Origin of the sequence: Finegoldia sp. BIOML-A2 (assembly GCF_009678315.1) — a bacterium.
Classification (GTDB): domain Bacteria; phylum Bacillota; class Clostridia; order Tissierellales; family Peptoniphilaceae; genus Finegoldia; species Finegoldia magna.
In genome coordinates this window covers 34,131-52,729 of the sequence record NZ_WKZE01000005.1, presented here as the reverse complement: position 1 = coordinate 52,729, position 18,599 = coordinate 34,131, and the positions used below count along the sequence as shown (strand labels likewise).

Below are 18,599 nucleotides of genomic sequence, written 5' to 3'. Positions count from 1 at the left end.
AAGAAAAAAGACTATCGTTTTTTTGATAGTCCTTTTGATTTTATTCCTCTTCGTTTAATGCATCGATTGTATCATCAGTCAATCCCTTTAATTTTTCGACATAGTTTGCATCGTGATTTTTCTTAGGAATCAATATTATCCTGTCGTTTTCAAGTTCACACTCAAATATATCTCCAACTCTTAGGTCGTATTTTCTCATTAATATATCTGGTATTGTAATTTTGTTTCCTTTTTCTACTTCGAAATTCATATTATCCTGCCTTCTTCTGTAATGTTGTGTTTACTTTATTTTAGCATTATTTCTTGAATTTGAAAAGTTTTTCCTATTTGGTTGTTTAATTTTTGAATATGCTACGAAAACTATCATTCCTATAACTGCATTTACTACGATTGCTCCACCTGGTTTAATATCAAATTGATAAGATTGAACTATTCCCAACATCATATACAAAATACCGAGTATTATCGTTATGATGTATGTTTTCTTGTAGCTTTTTGCAATTATGAGTGCTGTGGCTACGGGAAGTACAATCAAAGATGTCACCATCAACGCTCCAACGATTTTGACTGCAAGAGCTATAGTAATCGCTGATAAAAAAGTAAATATTGCATTAATTCGATTTACTTTCACCCCAGCAAGACGAGCGATGTTTTTGTCGATAGAAATAGCCAATAGTCCGGAATATTGCGATATAGACACCACTAAAATTAATATAAAAATCACAGAAATATTTATCACATCTCTGTTTGTTACAGAAGAAATGCTTCCGAAAAGATACGATTCAAATGAGTTTCCTCCAGGAGCAAAATCGGATAAAATCGCTGCAATTCCAAGTCCCGTACTCATTATAACAGCCGTTGCCATATCTCCGTATTGTGGGAATTTTTTTCTGATTAATTCTATTAAAAATGCTGCTATTACACAAACTATTGCAGATCCTACTAATGGGTCGAATCCTAAAATAAGTCCAAGCCCAACTCCACTAAGAGCAGTATGAGAAAGCGCATCTCCTATCATCGATGTTTTACGATTGACCATTATTATTCCAATCATCGGAATCATTATCGAAAGCATCAATCCTGCTACCAATGCTTTTCTCATAAACGCAAATTCTAGCATTTTACAAGCCTCCCTTCAATCATTTCGTATTGTGTTCTCTCAATATCCAAAGCTTCTATTTCTTTTATTTCGTGAGTTACCATTATTACAGTTATGTTGTAATCTTTGTTGAGTTTAGCAATTGTTTTTATAAATTTCTCTTTGTTTTCTTTGTCAACACCTGCAGTCGGCTCATCGAGTATCAAAAGTTTCGGCTCGTTAATCATCGCCCTGCAAATCATAGCTCTTTGTTGAAGTCCTCCCGACAATTCATTTACAGGACGATTAATATATTCTTTCATACCCATTTCTTCCATAATTTTCCTAGCTTTATCGTAATGCTTTTTGCGTGCGACTTTAATTAGCCCAAAATCTTCATACAAATTTAACGTTACAAGCTCCAAACAAGTAATCGGAAACGCAATTTTGTTTACAATATTTATTTGAGGAACATATCCTATATCTCGGTAGCTCTTGTAATCTTTAATATTTTTATCTAAAACTTTGATTTCTCCGTCATCAGCTTTTAACTCTCCCAGCATTAATTTCAATAAAGTTGATTTACCACTTCCATTTCCTCCCAAGATTAAAGCCATTTCTCCTTGATTTATCTTCAAATTCAAATCTTTAAGCACCAAATCTTCATTATAACCAAAGTTTAAGTTTTTAATAGTTACTGCATTCATTTATACACCTGCCTTTTTCATAGATTCGTATAAGTTTTTCAAATTCATCTCAATTAATTCGATATATCCTTGATTATTGTCCTGTTGTTCTTTTGTTATAAATTCCATAGAAGCCAAAGGCTTTATATCTCCTCCCAATTCTTCCGATAAAGTCTTCGCTTCTTTAGGAGGTTTTCCATATTCATAAAATACCGTAGTAATGTTTTTCGTTTTCGCAAAATCCACGGCTTTTTTTATTGTTTTAAGACTTGGACTTTCCATGCTAGTAAGACCCTCTAATGGATACTGAGTAAGCCCAAAATCCCTCGCTATATATGCATAAGCGTAATGTGTTACCAAAAAGCTTTTATTGTCTAATTTACTAAATTTTTCTTTGTATTCTGCGTCAATATCTGTCAATTTATCAACGTATTTCAATTTATTTTTTCGATAAATTCTCTCGTTATCTGGGTATTTTTGTATCAATTTATCTTGGATACTATTCAAATATTTTTTTGCATTTACAACAGATAACCATGAATGTGGATCGTAAGTTATCTTGTCAAACCCTGACGAAGATCCTTCCATTACAGGCTTTAATTTGCCCTCATCTTGAAGCAATTTACCGTTAGTATCTTGTAAATAATATGGTAGCAAATCTTCGCTTATTCTGTCCGATACGAAAATCCACTTGCCATCATCTTTTATATTGTAAAATATCTCCCCAGATTCATGGCCCATTTCAAGGCCATATACTTTTCCTTCTTCAACATCGAAAGTGTTTTTTTGGTGAACAATCTCACCTTTTTGATTCATAATTTCCTTAGCTTTTTTCACCAATTCTTTTTTGTCTTCTCCATTGTATTTGAAGAACGCAACTCTCATAATATCTTCATGAGTATGCCCAAAATCTATCTTTCGTTTTCCCTTTGTTAAGTCCAATTGTGCCATATATTGAAAATCGCCCCTTGCAGCAGCTCCTTTATACGTGATCAGCTCTACAGAATCCGACAACTTCAAAATATCCAAATTAGGCAAATTCTCGTGCACCTTGTCAACCCAATGTTCCATATTCGCACCATTTACAACCAGCAAATCTGCATCGGCAAGTTTTTTCATATCCTTAGCAGACGGCTCCCACAAATGAGGCTCCTTATCCACAGGCATAAAAGTTCTCACCTCAACAGTATCTCCTGCAATCATCTTCACCAAATCATGCACAGGAAAAAACGATGTGTAGATAACAGGTTTTCCTGAAGATTTTTTCGTGTGATTGGAACATCCCGCAAACAAAACCATGCACAAGGCTAATAGAAAACTCAAAAATCTCTTTTTCATCTAAATTCTCCTTTTCAAAAATCAAAGGACAGGTCGTCCCTGCCCTTTGTCAATTTCATATTCCAACCTTATTCTTCGATTTCTCCGATAATTTGTTTATCAGTTGTGTTTGGTTTTACGAAAGTTGGGAACCAGCCTTCCTTTGCAAATAATTCTTCCTTGTCATTACCATATCTCATGTGGAAATGTGTCAACTCTTCTTCGCCGTGAATTGGCATCATCAACAAAACTTTATATTTTGCATTAGAATCCACAGCTTCAAAAACATCCCATTCTAGCATGTGTGATCCATGTTTTACAGCCTTTTTTTCCACAAATTTGTACTCAGTTTCAGCTATTTTATCTCCATTTTCTGAAGGGATTTTACTTGTGAATGTAATCTTGTTTCCGTCGATTTTCAATCCATTGAATTCACATTTTCTTTTTTCAAGATAATCTGCTTTTGCTTTTTTCTCATCAATATTTTCTTTTTTTGCTAAAGTTTTGTAAGCACCTTGAACTTCTGGTTTTTCCAAATAGCTTCCCATGTTGTTCCATTCTCCGTCCCAATCAGACAAGCTTACTTCTTCCTTTTTGTCCTCAGTTTTTTCAGTAGCCTTGCTGTCTTCTTTTTTATCTTCTTGTTTTTGCTCAGCTTGTTTTGTGTTTTCTTTCGGTGCATCTTTTTGTGCTCCACAACCATTCAGCAATAACGCCGCTGACATCACTCCAACTATAGCCATCAATTTTAATTTATTCATATCAATACTCCTTATTTGTATTTGTTAGTAGAACAATACAAGTAGTTATTAATATCCCAAAATAAATTCGAATGCATTCTAATTTTATTAATTAATTAACTTATTACAATAAAATCTTATTTCTCATTCTAATCATTCTATTCAATTTTAAATATGTAATAAGTTTTTTGAGAATTAAAAACTTATTTAGTTGCAAATTACGTCTAATCTGCAAAATCAATTGTAAAAATCATCCTACTAACTTTATCCAAATAAATAATAACATTATTTTTTTATTCTGTCAATAATGATAATCATTTGTATTTAGATTTTTTCAATCAAAAAATCGGACTTGAATAATCAAATCCGATCTGTGATGTTCTATTTATCTTGTTTATTCATTGTGCAACAGTCTAATCTTTCTTCACCGAAAGTGTTTTTGTTTTCGTTGCCCAATTTTTTTAAAAATTCTTCAAAATTTTTCTTTATTTTACTAAAAATTTTCATTTAATCACTACCTTTTTAGTTTCAATGTCAACTTGTTTACATTTATATTATACACCTATTGAGTTTCATTTTCAAATTCTACAAAAATTTGACGTGATTAGAAGTTTAAATTATAATATTAGTAGTTACAGTTCATATGTTTTGAATTTGAACTTCTAATTTCGTTTATGGAGGAAATCAATGAGCTTTGGTGCTAAATTAAAACAACTTAGAGAAGACAGGGGTCTTACCCAGACAGAACTTGCGGACAAGCTTGGTGTTACTTTGAAGACTATAAGTAACTACGAAACTAAAGGCACTCGTCCACGCACGCAAGATATGTACAAAAAAATTTCGGAATTTTTCAATGTTGACATCAATTTTTTGTTGACTGTTGAAGATAATTTCGTGCTGGATTCTGCTAAAAAATTCGGATATTCTGGTAAAAAAGATGCGGAGAATTTGGTGGATAATTTGTCAGGGCTTTTTGCTGGAGGTTCTCTTCCTGAAGAAGACAAGGATAAACTTTTCAATGCGATTGCTGAGGCGTATTACGAAGCCAAATTAGAGAATAAAAAATACGGAAAAAACAAGAATAAAAGGTAGTCTTATGTACAATAGATGGATATATGATAAGGTAAATAGTTTGGTTGAAAAATACCACACCAGAAATCCCGAGGAGCTTTTGGAGTTGTTGGGAATTAAGCTTCATTATATCGATAGTCCGTCCAAACTTTTGGGAGTGTATCAAGTAATTCTTAGAAATAGGGTTATTTTGATTGCGAACAACATCGGAAGTTTGAAAAAAATCGTACTGGCTCACGAGATTGGCCACGATCAACTCCACAGAAAATACTGCATTGATGGCCACGCTTTTCACGAGAACAAGGTGTTCAATCCTACCGATGTTTTTGAAAACGAAGCGAATATTTTCGCGGCGCATCTTTTGATTTCTGATGAGGATTTGATTAAAACTATGCGCGAGTACACTGACGACAAGACTATGGCGTACAAGTTAGGTGTGGATATTAATTTGTTGAATTTGAAAATATCTGAAATGGTGAAGCTGAACAAGTTTCCTGCAGATATTTTCTATATTGAAAATCCAAAATCTACGTTTTTGGAAGATTACAGTCCGTTGGATGACGAGTAAGGAGGTTGTTATGGGACTTATAGATTACTCTTTGGAGCCAAAATCTGATATTGCTTTTGTGGATATCAAAAGTTTTTATGCAAGCGTTGAATGCGTCAAGAGAAATCTGAATCCCTTGACAACTTCTCTTTGCGTTATGAGTAATTCCGACAATGCAAGTGGGCTAATTCTTGCAAGCTCTCCAACTTTCAAGAAAGTTTTTGGAAAGAAGAATGTCGGTAGGGCTTTTGATTTGCCTTTTCACGTCTGCGATAGGAAGTTTAACTTCCAATCAGCTCTCAGACAAAATTTACCAATAACTGATTCATATATAAATTACATCGAAACGTGGGCGAAAAACACCGTCATCGTTCCTCCTCGAATGGCATTATATATTGAGGAGAATTTGAAAATCCAGAAGATTTTCATGAATTACGCAGCGAAAGACGAGATTCTTCCCTACTCTATCGACGAGGGATTTATCGATTTGACAACTAGTTTGAACTATTTTATCCCCGATAAAACAATATCTCGCAAGGACAAGTTGGATTTGATATCTTCTAGGATTCAAAACGAAATCAGAAACAAAACTGGTTTGTATTCTACTGTTGGAATGAGTAATTCCAATCCTCTGTTGGCAAAACTTGCGCTGGACAACGAAGCTAAGAAAACTGTGAATATGAGAGCGAATTGGTCTTATGAGGATGTTGAAGAAAAAGTGTGGAATATTCCAGATTTGACAGATTTTTGGGGAATTGGAGAAAGAACAAAACGAAGGTTGAATAAATTGTGTATTTTTTCGGTGAGAGATCTCGCAAATTCCAATCCAGATATTTTGAAACGAGAATTCGGAATTATGGGCGTGCAGTTGTGGTTTCACGCGAACGGCGTAGATGAATCCAAAGTCACACAACCTTACAAAGGAAAATCCAAGGGACTGGGCAATTCACAAGTTCTTCCCAGAGATTACTCCAAGAAAAGTGAAATCGAAATAGTTCTCAAAGAAATCGCAGAACAAGTCGCAATCAGAATTCGACGAATCAAAAAGAAGGCGACTGTGGTGTCGATCTACGTTGGATATTCCTACAAGGAAAACAAAAGATCCATACACGCACAAAAAACCATCTCCCCTTCCCAATCAACAGCTGAGCTCACGAAACATGTTATGGATTTGTTCCATCAAAAATATCAGGGAGGATCTGTCAGAAGACTTGGCGTTAGCTACGAAAATTTGGTGGACGAATCGTGCATATCATTTTCGCTTTTCGAAGACATTGAGAAAATAGAAAAACAGAAGAATTTGGAAGCTGCAATCGATGAAATCAGAGACAAATACGGATTCACTTCCATTCAAAAAGCGACATCTCTCATGGAAGGATCGCGTGTAATCGAACGAAGCAAACTAATCGGCGGCCACTGCGGCGGAATGGACGGTACTTATGATTATTAGAAATTATCTCCCCTACAAATCAGCAAGGGAATATTGCGACAGAAAAATGGCGAAATGGATGGGATTTTTCCTGTCAGAACACACAACAGCACTACATTCGATGAATGAAAATATAAGCGTTCAATCGTTGAGTGCGAGTAGTTTGCTTTTACTGATAAGCCAAGCTTTTCTGAATGATTTCACAGTTGAAATCTTCATACTCAACAACAAATCATACGTCGGGACAATCTACGATTTTTTCGAAGACAAGATATATTTCGAAAGCGACAATCAAATGATAGAGATAAAATTCAGCGAGATTTTGAACATTAATTTGATGGAGTAGTTATGAACACATTACACAAAAACACATTTCAATTCGATTATTTTTCGGACAATTTCATAGCTTTTGAAAAAGATTTTTACAAATACGCAAACATCAACGTGCCTCTTACATTTCTGACAGACGACATTTTGGAACACATGGTGACTACGAAAAGTGATTATTTCAGAATAAATGCGAAAAACTGCAAAGATAATCGCGACCATTATTTTATCTTCAGGAAAAATTTCGTAAAAGAAAACAAATCCATAATTCTTTTTGAATACGTCGGTCACAAAACGCAAACTTAAAGATTTGTAGAAATTTTATTTACTTGTGTTGTAAAGTTGCGGTTTTGCTATGTCGTGAAATAAAAAGAAATTTCATAACAAAGGAAAGTAGAAAACCAGTTTGTGCGAATATCTAGACTACGTAAATTTGTGATTTCTAAATCTCAAAATCCTAAAATCGCAAGCACGCTAGCGCTTACGCAAATGCGATTTTGGACGGATTCTTTCGATTTGAAATCAGATAAATTTCCTCCGTATGATATTCTTAGCAAAGCTGGTAATCTACTTTGTTTCAATGCACTCACAAATATTCTCAAAAATCACTGGACGTTTACGTTTTACAGGAATAAGAAAACACAAAAACCCTTATACACACGACGACAAAATCGTCGATTTCTATGCATAAGGGTTTGTTTATCACAGTCTTTGTCTGTGATTTATTTTGTCAAGAACTAAAGTCTTTCTAGAAGTGATTTCACAAATTCGTAAGTTCTTTGGGTAGATTCAATTGAAAGTCTTTCCTTAGGACTGTGAACGTCTTTCATAGTAGGTCCAATGGAGATCATTTCCATGTCTGGGAAAGTATCTATGAATACTGCTGGTTCCAATGCTGCGTGGACTACTTCCACTTTCATTTCTTTTCCAAACAAATCTTTGTATGTTTCAAGCGCTAAGTTTCTCAATTCAGAATCTTTTGCGAACGCCCATGGTTTGTAATAATCTTCCTTCTTAACTTCAAATCCGTATTTTTCATAAACTTTTGACACATCTTCAGTGTGTGCGTCGAAAGTTTCTGGGTTTGAACTTCTAAGAGAAATAGTTACCTTCAACACATCATCTTTTATTTCAAATATTGCCAAGTTGTTGGAGCATTCAACGATATCTGGATATTCCTTCATCATGCTGTAAACTCCGTGAGGAACATCTTCTATGAAAGATAAGATATCTTTTTTGTCTTTTTCATCCAAAACTTTTTCGGCGTTGTCGCATTTTTCAATCTTAACTCTCATATCCTTATCTAATGGATATTTTGCAATTAAATCAGAAAAATCAACATCGTAATCGTCTTCGTTAGAACTGAACACAACCTTAGCATCTCTTGGAATAGCGTTGTGTTTTGTTCCACCTTCTATACTAACAAGTGATACAGGAGATTTTTCTTCTACCAATTTCAAAGCTTCACGTGCAAATTTGATGGAGTTACCTCTTTGTTGGTGAATTTCCATTCCTGAGTGACCACCAAGCATGTTGTTGATGTTCATTACAAATGTGTTTTTCATTTTATTGTCCACGTAATTTAGCTTTTTCGTACCAATTATATTGTGTCCACCAGAACAACCAGACAACAAAATTCCTTCTACTTCAGCGTCAATATTCAAAAGTTTTCTACCTTTGATATTTTCTCTCTTCAAAGCTCTTGCGCCGACCATTGTAGTTTCTTCATTAGTAGTAACCAATAATTCAAGCGCTGGATGCTTAGCGTCCTTGTCTTCCATAATCGCAAGTCCAATAGCACTTGCAATACCATCATCTGCCCCCAAAGTAGTTCCTTCTGTTTTAACCCAGTCACCATCTACAACTAGTGGAATAGGATCTGTCAAAAAGTCGTGTTCAACTCCGTCAGCTTTTTCTGCAACCATATCCATGTGGCCTTGAATTACAACTGAAGGATGATCCACATAATCTGGATGAGCTGGTTTTCTGATTATAATGTTATTGCTTTCGTCTTGAATTGTTTCAAGTCCCAGTTCTTTTCCAGTCTTGTATAAGAAATCACTCACTGCTTGTTCATTTCCAGATTCTCTAGGAATTTTAGTCAATTCTTCAAAATAATGAAACACTCTTTCTGGTTTTAAATTTTCTAACATATTTTCTCCTTTTCTGTTCAAATTACTGTTCAAACAAACACATTCTTTGAGATTAACCCAAAGAATGTGTTCAAATTTCTAAATTAATGTAACAATATTCCCGAAAGAATACCGTAGTAGTTACCAATTACATAACCTAACGTACCTACCAGAAGTGCTGGAACGATAAGTTCTGTCCAACCTTTTGATACAGCCATTGCTGCTGCAGTAGTTGGCCCACCAACGTTCGCATTTGATGCGATAATGATTTCTTCGATGTTGAATTTGAAAAGTTTTCCAAATATCAATGAGATTACTAAGTTGATTAATACAACGATTAATGCGAATACTAATAACAATGGAGATTCTCTCAAAATCAATCCTATTGAAGCTGGAGCTCCAATAACTGCGAAGAACAAATAAATCAAGAAAGTACCAATTTCTTGGCTACCTCTGATAGATGAAATTTGTTTAGGAAATACTGATGCAATTATCATAGTAAATGTAGTCATTAACAAGTATTTATTTCCCAATAATCCACCTAAAATTGCACTTCCAGCTCCTTCGCCTGAGAATAAGTTTCCAAAAACAGTGGCTAATTTGTCAGAAATAGCTACGATAACAAATGATAATGCAACTGTGAAAGCAATGTCTTTAAGAGAAATTTCTTTTGCTCCCCAATATTTTGCAGCCATAGTTTTATTAGCTTCCTTGTCAGATTCTGATTGTTCTTCCAAAGCGTTAACAAGTGGCATCTTGTAATGTTTTTTGATAACAGCCATTGTTGGAAGTGCCATCAATGTAAAGAAATATAAAGCCATAAGTAAGTTATCTGCAACTAAAGCAGCAGATACAGTTGCTCCTGGAACCTTGTATTGTTGACTCATTGCAACGAAGTTTACTGAACCACCAGTATAAGTACCCACAAACATTGGAACGATATCGTTCAAAGCAGGAATAGCATTCTTCAAAGCAAAGTATGCAACAAATCCACCTAAAATTGTTCCAATACCACTGAATAAATAAATAATTAAAACTCTTCCTGAATCTCTACCAATTTTTTTGATATCAGCGTTAAATAACAACATTGGTACAGCCAAAGGAACTACATAATCCCATACAGCATCGTAAACAGGTGCTTCTGTTGGAATAATTTTAAGGTTTGACAAAATTAAAGTAAAAGTCAAAGCCAAAATACATCCTGTAACCTTACTTGCCCATGTATATTTTTGTTCCAAATATATTGCAAGAGCAGCACATGATGCCAACACAGCCCAAAGTATCCAAGTACTTTCGGCACTAATAAATGATCCCATAAGAATCCTCCTTCAAAATATTTTATTTAATTAAATTATAATACTAATAAATAAATTATGCAAGTGTTTTCTTAAAATTTATAAATAAAATCACAAGTAATTTACTTGCTTTTAAATCCACATCTTTACAATAATTTTCCGTTAAAATCAAATCATTTTTGTGTTAAATATGAAAATGTTTTTGTTCACACAAATAAAAAAGGCATTAGATTTACTAACGCCTTCAAAATTATTTTTGAATCATTGTGTTCAGCACAATAATATCCGTTTCCTTCATACCTTCCTTAGCAACATAACCAATGCTTCTGATAGTTTCTTCGATATCGTCTTTTAATAAACCATCTCCAGGTTCGAAGTTTCTGTTATTTTTCGCCAAATAATATCCTGAAATTCCTGCATCCACAGCTGTTGCGATTTTTGCAGCACAGGATGCCTTAGCACCATCACAAATCATACCCGATGCAATCATCAAGGCATTGCCGATTGTTTTTTCAATCAAATCCAAATCCTTAGTTTCCATGTAGCAAATTCCAGCACCTGCAGCAACTCCCGCAGAAGTAACTCCGCAAAAAGCTGAAAGTCTACCTATAAATCTCTTGATATGAAGAGCAGTCAAGTTCGTAATCAAAAGTCCACGATATAATGTTTCTCTGTCGTAATTTTTTTCATTCGCAAATACAACAAGTGGCATCGTGCAAGTTATACCTTGGTTTCCACTTCCTGCGTTTATTACAACTGGTAGTGAACAGCCACTCATACGTGCATCTGATCCTGCTGCAGCTCTTGCCTTAGCTTTTGTTCTGATAGATTCATCTTCATCCATCAAAATCTTGCCCATTGCAACTCCCCATTTTCCAGTCAAACCCTCATCGGAAATATCAGAATTTAACGTAATTTGTTTTTCCAACAAATCCTTAACCTCATCTAGGTTAACATTGTTTGCGTATTCAAAAATATCCCTTACTGAAAGTTCGTCATAATTTTCGTATTCTGGTGTGTGAGTGTAGCAATTATCAATATGTATTACTTCATCGTTTTTAGTAACCTTCACGATATTTGTGTGTTTGTTTTTGATTTCAACATCTACAGTATTTCCATTGTCGTCCTCTGCTACAATTTCTATGTCTAAGTTTTCCACGCCTTCTTTTAAGCTAACAGTGATGATGTCCTTTGCCATCAAATCCTTCGCAGCCTTGATGTCATCTTCTGTAACCTTTGACAAAACCTCAAGACCAAGACAAGAATCACCCGCAACAGTTCCAATAGCAGTCGCAGCTTCCACGCCCTTCATACCATTAGTGTTTGGAACAGTAACGCCCTTAACATTTTTGATGATGTTTCCTGAACACATAACCTCTATCTTACATGGAATAACCCCCAAAACTTCCCTAGCCTTTGCCGCTGCCAACGCAATAGAAATCGGTTCAGTACATCCCAACGCCATAATTAATTCAGATTTTAATAATTCAGTGTAATTCTTCATTTGTACTCCTCAATAAAAAATAATTTTATAACAATTTCTTCCATACATTAACCATTATAACACCAGAAATACATTATTGTAAATGATTTCAAACTCTTACAAATATTTCTATTTACGACTGAAAATTTTATCTTCACGGCTATTTCAACACAAAAATATCCCCTCTATCATTTAGTCCGATAAAGAGGATATCAAATTTTATTAAGATTTTATTTTTGTTTGTTATTGTAGAAGTACACAAACAATGGTACTAATACATATCCGATAAACATTGATACTATTGCAAGATAGTTAGGAGCTAATACTCCGTTGTTATCAACAGTAAATTGCTTAACCCAACTAAATTTTGCAAGTAAAACTAGAGTTAACAAAAGTGCTATGATAGGAATTATAACATCGGTGAAGAAGTTTTTCTTTACATCTTGAACTATTTCTTGCTTGTTCTTTCCATAATAAAACCATATCAAAGCAAGCGGAACAATAACAAATTGTGCAAATCTAGCAATTGCGCTTATTATCATTATTGAACCCATGTTGTATTTAAAAGCGATTGGCAATATAATAGCCAAAACAGCTGTAATTACCATTGAAAATAATGGGAATCCTTTGTCTGTTCTTTTTGCAAATATTTTAGGAACTTGGTTTTCATTAGCCATTGATTCAATTATTCTAGGTGTGTGGAAAGAAGCTGCGACATTAATACCAAACATAGATATCAATGAACCATAAAGAATTATTGAACGAACAATATTATTCTTAAATACAGCTACAAGAGCAACTACTTCTTTTGTGTTTACCATAGCTACTGGATCTATCATCATTGATACAAGTACAATTCCGAAATAAATTGCAGCAATTATTATTATTCCCAAAGGAATTGCTTTTGGCAAATTCTTTTCTGGTTGTTCCATATCTTCTGAGCCAGACGCCACACTTTCGAAACCAGTAAAAGCATAAAATGCTGCAATTACAGCAATTACTATACTTTCCAAACTCATATTACTTGTCACATCGGCTGTAATTGTTTCTACTTGTGAGAAATTGTTTTGTCCTGTCATTATAACTACCACTAATCCTGCTACAATCGCAGTGACTAAAGCCAAAAGTTTACCAATAGTAGAAATATTACTAACTAATTCTAAAACCCTTGTACCACAAACATTGATTACAAATAAAATTGTCATCAAAATTATGAATCCTATGGTAATGTAATTAAAATTAGTATTATCTGCTCCAAATATATTAAGTACAGTTTTGACTACACCTGTTGCCATAACTCCCCAGGCTATTGCAGCAGAAAAGAATCTTGTAATACCAATATACAATCCCCAATTATCTCCAAAAGCAGCCTTAGTGTAAGCATAAGATGCCCCACCCTTTGACACGTATTTTGCAGAAGATGCAAAAGTAATCGCCAAAAAAGCTGCAAAAACAGCCGCCGCTAAATAAATGAAAGGCGCATATTTGCCCGACATTTGAACTACAGATCCAGGTGACAGGAATATCCCTGAACCGATTATAGAATTTATAGTCAATAAAACAATTGACCAAAATCCCAATTTCTTTGTTGCATTATTCATTTTTTTACTCCTTTAATAAGTATTTTTTATTAATTCACTGAATAAAAGATTCATCTTTTCTTCAGACGAATGAAGCATTTCCGGATGCCATTGAACACCAAGCATATATTTATAGTTAGGATTTTCAATCGCCTCCACTACACCATCTTTGCTAACTGCCGACGTAATAAATCCATCTGCCACCTTATCTATGATTTGATGGTGAAAAGAATTTACCATAATAGTGTCTTCATTGAAAATCTCTTTTAACTTAGTATTATCAATTAATTCAACACTGTGAGTTGTCAAATATGGAAAATTCACTTGATTATGTTTTATAAACGTATCTTTTTTTAATCCAACATCTTGATGCAAACTACCACCATAGTAAACATTCAAAATTTGAAAACCTCTGCAAATTCCCAAAATCGGAATGTTCTTTTCAATCGCAAATTTTACCAAATTAAAATCAAACACATCTCTTTCTGGCAAAATACCACCTAAATTCTTGTGTGGTTCTTGATTATAAAACCTTGGAGTAACGTCATGCCCTCCACTTAAAATCAATCCATCAACATTTTGGATTTGTTCTTTTATAACTTCTTCACTGCTGTTCATAGGTATTATGTACGGAATTCCTCCATTTTTTATTACTGATTTTACATAATCCTCATTTACATAACTTCTCCTATAACCAGGAAAATTTCCAGATCCATCAATGATAATAGATCCTGAAATTCCTATAATTGGTTTACTCATAAAAATCTCCTTATCTTTGAATCATTGTGTTAAGCACAATAATGTCCGTTTCTTTCATACCTTCCTTAGCAACATAACCAATACTTCTGATGGTTTCTTCGATATCGTCTTTTAACAAACCATCGCCAGGTTCGAAGTTTCTGTTATTTTTTGCCAAATAATATCCTGAAATTCCTGCATCTACAGCTGTTGCTATTTTTGCAGCACAGGATGGTTTCGCACCATCACAAATCATACCCGATGCAATCATCAACGCATTTCCTATTGTTTTTTCAATCAAATCCAAATCCTTAGTTTCCATGTAGCAAATTCCAGCACCTGCAGCAACTCCCGCAGAAGTAACCCCACAAAAAGCTGAAAGTCTACCAATAAATCTCTTGATATGAAGAGCAGTCAAGTTTGTAATCAAAAGTCCACGATATAATGTTTCTCTGTCGTAATTTTTTTCATTAGCAAACACAACCAAAGGCATCGTGCAAGTTATACCTTGGTTTCCACTTCCTGCGTTTATTACAACTGGTAGTGAACAGCCACTCATACGCGCATCTGATCCTGCTGCAGCTCTTGCCTTAGCTTTTGTTCTGATAGATTCATCTTCATCCATCAAAATCTTGCCCATAGAAACTCCCCATTTTCCAGTCAATCCTTCATCGGAAATTTCAGAATTCAAAGTAATTTGTTTTTCCAACAAATCCTTAACCTCATCTAGGTTAACATTGTTTGCGTATTCAAAAATATCCCTTACTGAAAGTTCGTCATAATTTTCGTATTCTGGTGTGTGAGTGTAGCAATTATCAATATGTATTACTTCATCATTTTTGGTAACCTTGACGATATTTGTGTGTTTGTTTTTGATTTCAACATCCACAGTATTTCCATTGTCATCATCTGCTACAATTTCTATGTCTAAGTTTTCTACGCCTTCTTTTAAGCTAACAGTGATGATGCTCTTTGCAATCAAATCCTTCGCAGCCTTAATGTCATCTTCTGTAACTTTTGACAAAACCTCAAGACCAAGACAAGAATCTCCCGCAACAGTTCCAATAGCAGTCGCAGCTTCCACGCCCTTCATACCGTTAGTGTTTGGAACAGTAACGCCCTTAACGTTTTTGATAATATTTCCTGAACACATAACCTCTATCTTACATGGAAAACTTCCCAAAACTTCCCTAGCCTTTGCCGCTGCCAACGCAATAGAAATCGGTTCAGTACATCCCAACGCCATAATTAATTCAGATTTTAATAATTCAGTGTAATTCTTCATTCTTACCCCTTATTTTCCCATAATATTGTTTATTGTTTATTTATTAACCATATAGTCAACAAAAGTTTACCAATTAAAAAATAACTATAAACATCATCGTAATAAGTGTTATAGTTATTTTTTCTAATTATAGCATGGTGATTATAATTTTGTAAATAGTTTTTTTGATTTATTTAATATTTATTAAATATATTATGTTTTCTTTGTCTCTTTGTTAAATTTTTCATTGTATGTTTCATAATTCTCTATAGGTTGAATCGCCCACAATTTCATCTATACAACCTCTGTTACAAATATTCCAAAATAACCTTCCATTCTTTTTCCAAATCATCCAACCTGTATCTAGCATTTGCAGGTGATGTCGAAGGAAGCTTCGTAGCATCCACACCCAAATTCTTAGCGTGATATTTCTCAAAACACTCAAAAGAAGCAGTCCCGTTGCAAAAAACATGATTAATATTTGCACAATCCACAATCTCCTTCAAATTAGAAGGCACCACGTTTTTGATACTAGAATCTGATGAACCAATAATATCGCACTGATAAATCGAATCGTACACAGCAATATTATGCTCCAACAAAAACCTCTTCCTCTTCTCAATACTCACATCCAAATCCACATCGAAAAGACTCTCCATCAACTTCCAAAACCTGTTTTGTGGATGACCGTAGAAAAACCCGTACTCCCTAGTCTTCACCGACGGAAAAGAACCCAAAATCAAAACCTTCGAATCCTCATCGTAAAGAGGAGACAACGGATGAACAATCGTCTCATAATTTCCCTTCATAAAATCCCCCTATCAACCTAGATTATATCATAACGACACAACGGCGCCTTCGTCCCCCGTTGGTGTTAAGCGAAGTTTTTTCTTTTGTTGATTTTTATTATTGTGAAATAAAATAGATTATTAGATTTGATAAGGATGCATTGAAACAAACAAAAAAGATCGTAGCTAAATGAGTCATCTGGAAAAAATTGTGCAAAATTCAATCGAAAAAATCCGTCCAAAATTTGACCGCGTAAGCGAAGCGTGCTTCAAATTTTAGGATTTTGAGATTAGAATTTTTGCAATTTTTGTAAGCCAGACGAATGTGCTACGAGTTTTGTGTTTTCCATGTCTCTGTCATGCGTCGGTGTCCAGCGATTTGTAATTATGTGAAACAAAGTAGATTACCAAGTTTGCTAAGAATATCATACGGAGAAAATTTAGCTGATTTCAAATCGAAAAAATCCGTCCAAAATTTGACCGCGTAAGCAAAGCGTGCTTCAAATTTTAGGATTTTGAGATTTAGAAATCACAAATTTGCGTAGTCTAGATATTCGTGCAAACTGGTTTTCTACTTTACTTTGTCTTTAAACTACCTCAATTCCCCGCATTAAAAAAGAGGTGCCCTCGCACCCCTCATTATCTACTCAAAATCATATCGAATTTTTGTTTCAACTCTTGTGTTGATGCTGCAACATCTCCCGTCGAAAAAACCGCCGATGTCAATGACACAGAATCCACATTACAGTCGAAAATCATCCTAATATTGTTCTTGTTAATGCCACCAATCGCAGTGATTGGAATGTGAATATTCTCAGCAATCTCCTTCAACGTGTCGATTGTAACCCTCACGAAATCATCTCCAGTGAACGTCGGAAAAATCGCCCCCACGCCAATGTAATCAGCGCCAGCCTCTTGTGCCTCCAACGCTTGTTCCAACGTGTGACAACTAATCCCAATAATCTTATTGTCACCAAGAATCTCCCTAGCGTACTTAATCGGCATATCCTTTTGTCCCAAATGCACCCCGTCGACATCGCATGCCTTAGCAATATCAACCCTGTCATTCACAATCAAAAGTTTGCCCATGCTTTGAGTAATCTCTTTTATCCTAAAAGCCTCGCGCATAATGCTTCGTGTATCCATGTTTTTTTCTCTAAGTCTCACAGAATCTGCACCATTTTTTAGCGCAATCTCAATAGTCTCTGACAAATCCCTGCCCTTGAGAGTTTGTTTATTCGTGACCAAGTTCAAACCTAAGTTAAATTCCTTATTCATTTTCCAACTCTCCTTCAAAAAATTTGTAGAAATGATTTGTCGGCCCATTTCCCTTGCCAATATGCAAATCATGCTTAATAGCATTAGTAATGTAATCCTTGCTGAATTTCACAGCGTCATCTATTGATTTTCCAAGCGCCAAATTACTAGCGATCGCACTTGAGAGCGTACAGCCCGTCCCATGAGTGTTCTTCGTGTCAATCTTTTCAGTCACAAATTCGTGAAAATTCTCGCCATCATACAAAATATCAATCGCATCTCCCACATGATGACCGCCCTTCACAAGAACGTATTTCGCTCCCATATCGTGAATAATCACAGCACACTTTTTCATATCGTCCACACCGTCGATTTTCATTCCACTAATTCTCTCTGCCTCTGGAATGTTCGGAGTTATACAAGTGCATAAAGGAATTAAATCCTCAATCAACAAATCAATCGCATCTTCTTGCATCAAACAAGCGCCGTGCTTTGCATACATCACAGGATCTAACACCACATTTTCTGGTTTGTACTCCAATAATTTGTCCCTAACACAACTCATAATCCTCCTGTTTGATAACATTCCGATCTTCACAGCGTCAGTTCCCATATCATTATAAATACAATCAATCTGATCCCTTATAATCTCATTGGGCAAATCCTCAATCGACACCACCTCAAAAGTATTCTCTGCGACCACCGAAACAATAACGCTCATCGCATACACCCCGTGTGCCGACATAGTCTTGATATCCGCTTGAATCCCCGCTCCGCCTGAACAATCCGAACCTGCAATCGTAAGAACTTTCTTCATAACTCCTCCTAATAATTTGCTGCAAATTAAATTATATACCTATAATCATT

20 protein-coding genes and 1 pseudogene are annotated in these 18,599 nt (G+C 35.0%); 6 read left to right on the top strand and 15 right to left on the bottom strand.

The window, feature by feature from the left end:
• Positions 1 to 40: 40 nt before the first annotated feature.
• From GKF99_RS05645 to GKF99_RS08820, 6 genes are all read right to left on the bottom strand, one after another.
• The gene (locus tag GKF99_RS05645; protein ID WP_002834937.1) at positions 41 to 250 is read right to left on the bottom strand and encodes an AbrB/MazE/SpoVT family DNA-binding domain-containing protein; all 210 of its coding nucleotides are present in this window, start codon (positions 248 to 250) and stop codon (positions 41 to 43) included.
• Between the two features lie 30 nt (positions 251 to 280).
• A complete protein-coding gene (locus GKF99_RS05640; RefSeq protein WP_154272849.1) occupies positions 281 to 1,120 on the bottom strand; it encodes a metal ABC transporter permease in 840 nt (279 codons plus the stop codon).
• Positions 1,114 to 1,785, bottom strand: coding sequence for an ATP-binding cassette domain-containing protein (locus GKF99_RS05635; RefSeq protein WP_154271874.1), 672 nt, complete (start codon positions 1,783 to 1,785; stop codon positions 1,114 to 1,116). Before GKF99_RS05635 ends, GKF99_RS05640 begins: the two co-directional genes overlap by 7 nt.
• Positions 1,786 to 3,102, bottom strand: a complete 1,317-nt coding sequence (locus GKF99_RS05630) for a zinc ABC transporter substrate-binding protein (RefSeq protein ID WP_154272848.1) — start codon at positions 3,100 to 3,102, stop codon at positions 1,786 to 1,788. It abuts the gene before it with no gap.
• Positions 3,103 to 3,170: 68 nt separating this feature from the next.
• A complete protein-coding gene (locus tag GKF99_RS05625) occupies positions 3,171 to 3,842 on the bottom strand; it encodes a ZinT/AdcA family metal-binding protein (RefSeq protein ID WP_154271876.1) in 672 nt (223 codons plus the stop codon).
• Between the two features lie 360 nt (positions 3,843 to 4,202).
• Positions 4,203 to 4,328 (bottom strand): LDCC motif putative metal-binding protein, encoded by a 126-nt coding sequence (locus tag GKF99_RS08820; RefSeq protein ID WP_002834945.1) that lies wholly within the window; start codon positions 4,326 to 4,328, stop codon positions 4,203 to 4,205.
• Positions 4,329 to 4,508: 180 nt separating this feature from the next.
• Between GKF99_RS08820 and GKF99_RS05620 the strand changes: the two genes are divergently transcribed.
• The 6 genes and pseudogenes from GKF99_RS05620 (at position 4,509) to GKF99_RS05600 (ending at position 7,501) form a co-directional block, all read left to right on the top strand.
• Complete coding sequence (locus GKF99_RS05620) at positions 4,509 to 4,913, top strand: helix-turn-helix transcriptional regulator (protein WP_154272847.1); 405 nt, start codon at positions 4,509 to 4,511, stop codon at positions 4,911 to 4,913.
• Between the two features lie 4 nt (positions 4,914 to 4,917).
• On the top strand, positions 4,918 to 5,460 hold the full coding sequence (locus tag GKF99_RS05615) for an ImmA/IrrE family metallo-endopeptidase (RefSeq protein ID WP_154272846.1): 543 nt from the start codon (positions 4,918 to 4,920) through the stop codon (positions 5,458 to 5,460).
• Positions 5,450 to 6,217 (top strand): annotated as a pseudogene (locus GKF99_RS08815) (DNA polymerase); the annotation flags it as partial. The gene GKF99_RS05615 and the pseudogene GKF99_RS08815, both read left to right, overlap by 11 nt.
• A gap of 78 nt (positions 6,218 to 6,295) precedes the next feature.
• Positions 6,296 to 6,889 carry a hypothetical protein gene (locus GKF99_RS08810; protein WP_277752389.1) on the top strand — a complete coding sequence of 198 codons (594 nt, stop codon included), beginning with the start codon at positions 6,296 to 6,298 and terminating at the stop codon, positions 6,887 to 6,889.
• Entirely contained in the window at positions 6,879 to 7,214 is a 336-nt protein-coding gene (locus GKF99_RS05605) for a hypothetical protein (protein WP_154272844.1), read from the top strand. Before GKF99_RS08810 ends, GKF99_RS05605 begins: the two co-directional genes overlap by 11 nt.
• A gap of 2 nt (positions 7,215 to 7,216) precedes the next feature.
• Positions 7,217 to 7,501: a DUF5960 family protein gene (locus tag GKF99_RS05600; RefSeq protein WP_154272843.1), complete on the top strand. Its 285-nt coding sequence runs from the start codon at positions 7,217 to 7,219 to the stop codon at positions 7,499 to 7,501.
• Positions 7,502 to 7,932: 431 nt separating this feature from the next.
• Here the strand turns inward: GKF99_RS05600 and pepD are convergent, their stop codons facing one another.
• The 9 genes from pepD to thiD form a co-directional block, all read right to left on the bottom strand.
• A complete protein-coding gene (gene pepD, locus GKF99_RS05595) occupies positions 7,933 to 9,348 on the bottom strand; it encodes a beta-Ala-His dipeptidase (protein ID WP_154272842.1) in 1,416 nt (471 codons plus the stop codon).
• Positions 9,349 to 9,431: 83 nt separating this feature from the next.
• Positions 9,432 to 10,643, bottom strand: coding sequence for a DUF819 family protein (locus tag GKF99_RS05590; RefSeq protein WP_154272841.1), 1,212 nt, complete (start codon positions 10,641 to 10,643; stop codon positions 9,432 to 9,434).
• Between the two features lie 229 nt (positions 10,644 to 10,872).
• Entirely contained in the window at positions 10,873 to 12,126 is a 1,254-nt protein-coding gene (locus GKF99_RS05585; RefSeq protein WP_154272840.1) for an L-serine ammonia-lyase, iron-sulfur-dependent, subunit alpha, read from the bottom strand.
• A 209-nt stretch (positions 12,127 to 12,335) separates the two neighbouring features.
• Positions 12,336 to 13,706, bottom strand: coding sequence for an APC family permease (locus GKF99_RS05580; protein ID WP_154272839.1), 1,371 nt, complete (start codon positions 13,704 to 13,706; stop codon positions 12,336 to 12,338).
• 12 nt (positions 13,707 to 13,718) lie between these two features.
• Positions 13,719 to 14,444, bottom strand: coding sequence for a gamma-glutamyl-gamma-aminobutyrate hydrolase family protein (locus GKF99_RS05575; RefSeq protein WP_154272838.1), 726 nt, complete (start codon positions 14,442 to 14,444; stop codon positions 13,719 to 13,721).
• 10 nt (positions 14,445 to 14,454) lie between these two features.
• Positions 14,455 to 15,708 carry an L-serine ammonia-lyase, iron-sulfur-dependent, subunit alpha gene (locus GKF99_RS05570; protein WP_154272837.1) on the bottom strand — a complete coding sequence of 418 codons (1,254 nt, stop codon included), beginning with the start codon at positions 15,706 to 15,708 and terminating at the stop codon, positions 14,455 to 14,457.
• A gap of 287 nt (positions 15,709 to 15,995) precedes the next feature.
• Complete coding sequence (locus tag GKF99_RS05565; protein ID WP_154272836.1) at positions 15,996 to 16,496, bottom strand: DNA-deoxyinosine glycosylase; 501 nt, start codon at positions 16,494 to 16,496, stop codon at positions 15,996 to 15,998.
• Between the two features lie 618 nt (positions 16,497 to 17,114).
• Positions 17,115 to 17,753 carry a thiamine phosphate synthase gene (gene thiE / locus GKF99_RS05560; RefSeq protein WP_154272835.1) on the bottom strand — a complete coding sequence of 213 codons (639 nt, stop codon included), beginning with the start codon at positions 17,751 to 17,753 and terminating at the stop codon, positions 17,115 to 17,117.
• Positions 17,746 to 18,549 (bottom strand): bifunctional hydroxymethylpyrimidine kinase/phosphomethylpyrimidine kinase, encoded by an 804-nt coding sequence (gene thiD / locus GKF99_RS05555; protein ID WP_154272834.1) that lies wholly within the window; start codon positions 18,547 to 18,549, stop codon positions 17,746 to 17,748. Before thiD ends, thiE begins: the two co-directional genes overlap by 8 nt.
• Positions 18,550 to 18,599 lie beyond the last annotated feature (50 nt).

Coding starts and splice junctions, on each gene's coding strand:
- GKF99_RS05645 (WP_002834937.1), bottom strand. CDS start 250: ATGAATTTCGAAGTAGAAAAAGGAAACAAAATTACAATACCAGATATA.
- GKF99_RS05640 (WP_154272849.1), bottom strand. CDS start 1,120: ATGCTAGAATTTGCGTTTATGAGAAAAGCATTGGTAGCAGGATTGATG.
- GKF99_RS05635 (WP_154271874.1), bottom strand. CDS start 1,785: ATGAATGCAGTAACTATTAAAAACTTAAACTTTGGTTATAATGAAGAT.
- GKF99_RS05630 (WP_154272848.1), bottom strand. CDS start 3,102: ATGAAAAAGAGATTTTTGAGTTTTCTATTAGCCTTGTGCATGGTTTTG.
- GKF99_RS05625 (WP_154271876.1), bottom strand. CDS start 3,842: ATGAATAAATTAAAATTGATGGCTATAGTTGGAGTGATGTCAGCGGCG.
- GKF99_RS08820 (WP_002834945.1), bottom strand. CDS start 4,328: ATGAAAATTTTTAGTAAAATAAAGAAAAATTTTGAAGAATTTTTAAAA.
- GKF99_RS05620 (WP_154272847.1), top strand. CDS start 4,509: ATGAGCTTTGGTGCTAAATTAAAACAACTTAGAGAAGACAGGGGTCTT.
- GKF99_RS05615 (WP_154272846.1), top strand. CDS start 4,918: ATGTACAATAGATGGATATATGATAAGGTAAATAGTTTGGTTGAAAAA.
- GKF99_RS08810 (WP_277752389.1), top strand. CDS start 6,296: ATGGGCGTGCAGTTGTGGTTTCACGCGAACGGCGTAGATGAATCCAAA.
- GKF99_RS05605 (WP_154272844.1), top strand. CDS start 6,879: ATGATTATTAGAAATTATCTCCCCTACAAATCAGCAAGGGAATATTGC.
- GKF99_RS05600 (WP_154272843.1), top strand. CDS start 7,217: ATGAACACATTACACAAAAACACATTTCAATTCGATTATTTTTCGGAC.
- pepD (WP_154272842.1), bottom strand. CDS start 9,348: ATGTTAGAAAATTTAAAACCAGAAAGAGTGTTTCATTATTTTGAAGAA.
- GKF99_RS05590 (WP_154272841.1), bottom strand. CDS start 10,643: ATGGGATCATTTATTAGTGCCGAAAGTACTTGGATACTTTGGGCTGTG.
- GKF99_RS05585 (WP_154272840.1), bottom strand. CDS start 12,126: ATGAAGAATTACACTGAATTATTAAAATCTGAATTAATTATGGCGTTG.
- GKF99_RS05580 (WP_154272839.1), bottom strand. CDS start 13,706: ATGAATAATGCAACAAAGAAATTGGGATTTTGGTCAATTGTTTTATTG.
- GKF99_RS05575 (WP_154272838.1), bottom strand. CDS start 14,444: ATGAGTAAACCAATTATAGGAATTTCAGGATCTATTATCATTGATGGA.
- GKF99_RS05570 (WP_154272837.1), bottom strand. CDS start 15,708: ATGAAGAATTACACTGAATTATTAAAATCTGAATTAATTATGGCGTTG.
- GKF99_RS05565 (WP_154272836.1), bottom strand. CDS start 16,496: ATGAAGGGAAATTATGAGACGATTGTTCATCCGTTGTCTCCTCTTTAC.
- thiE (WP_154272835.1), bottom strand. CDS start 17,753: ATGAATAAGGAATTTAACTTAGGTTTGAACTTGGTCACGAATAAACAA.
- thiD (WP_154272834.1), bottom strand. CDS start 18,549: ATGAAGAAAGTTCTTACGATTGCAGGTTCGGATTGTTCAGGCGGAGCG.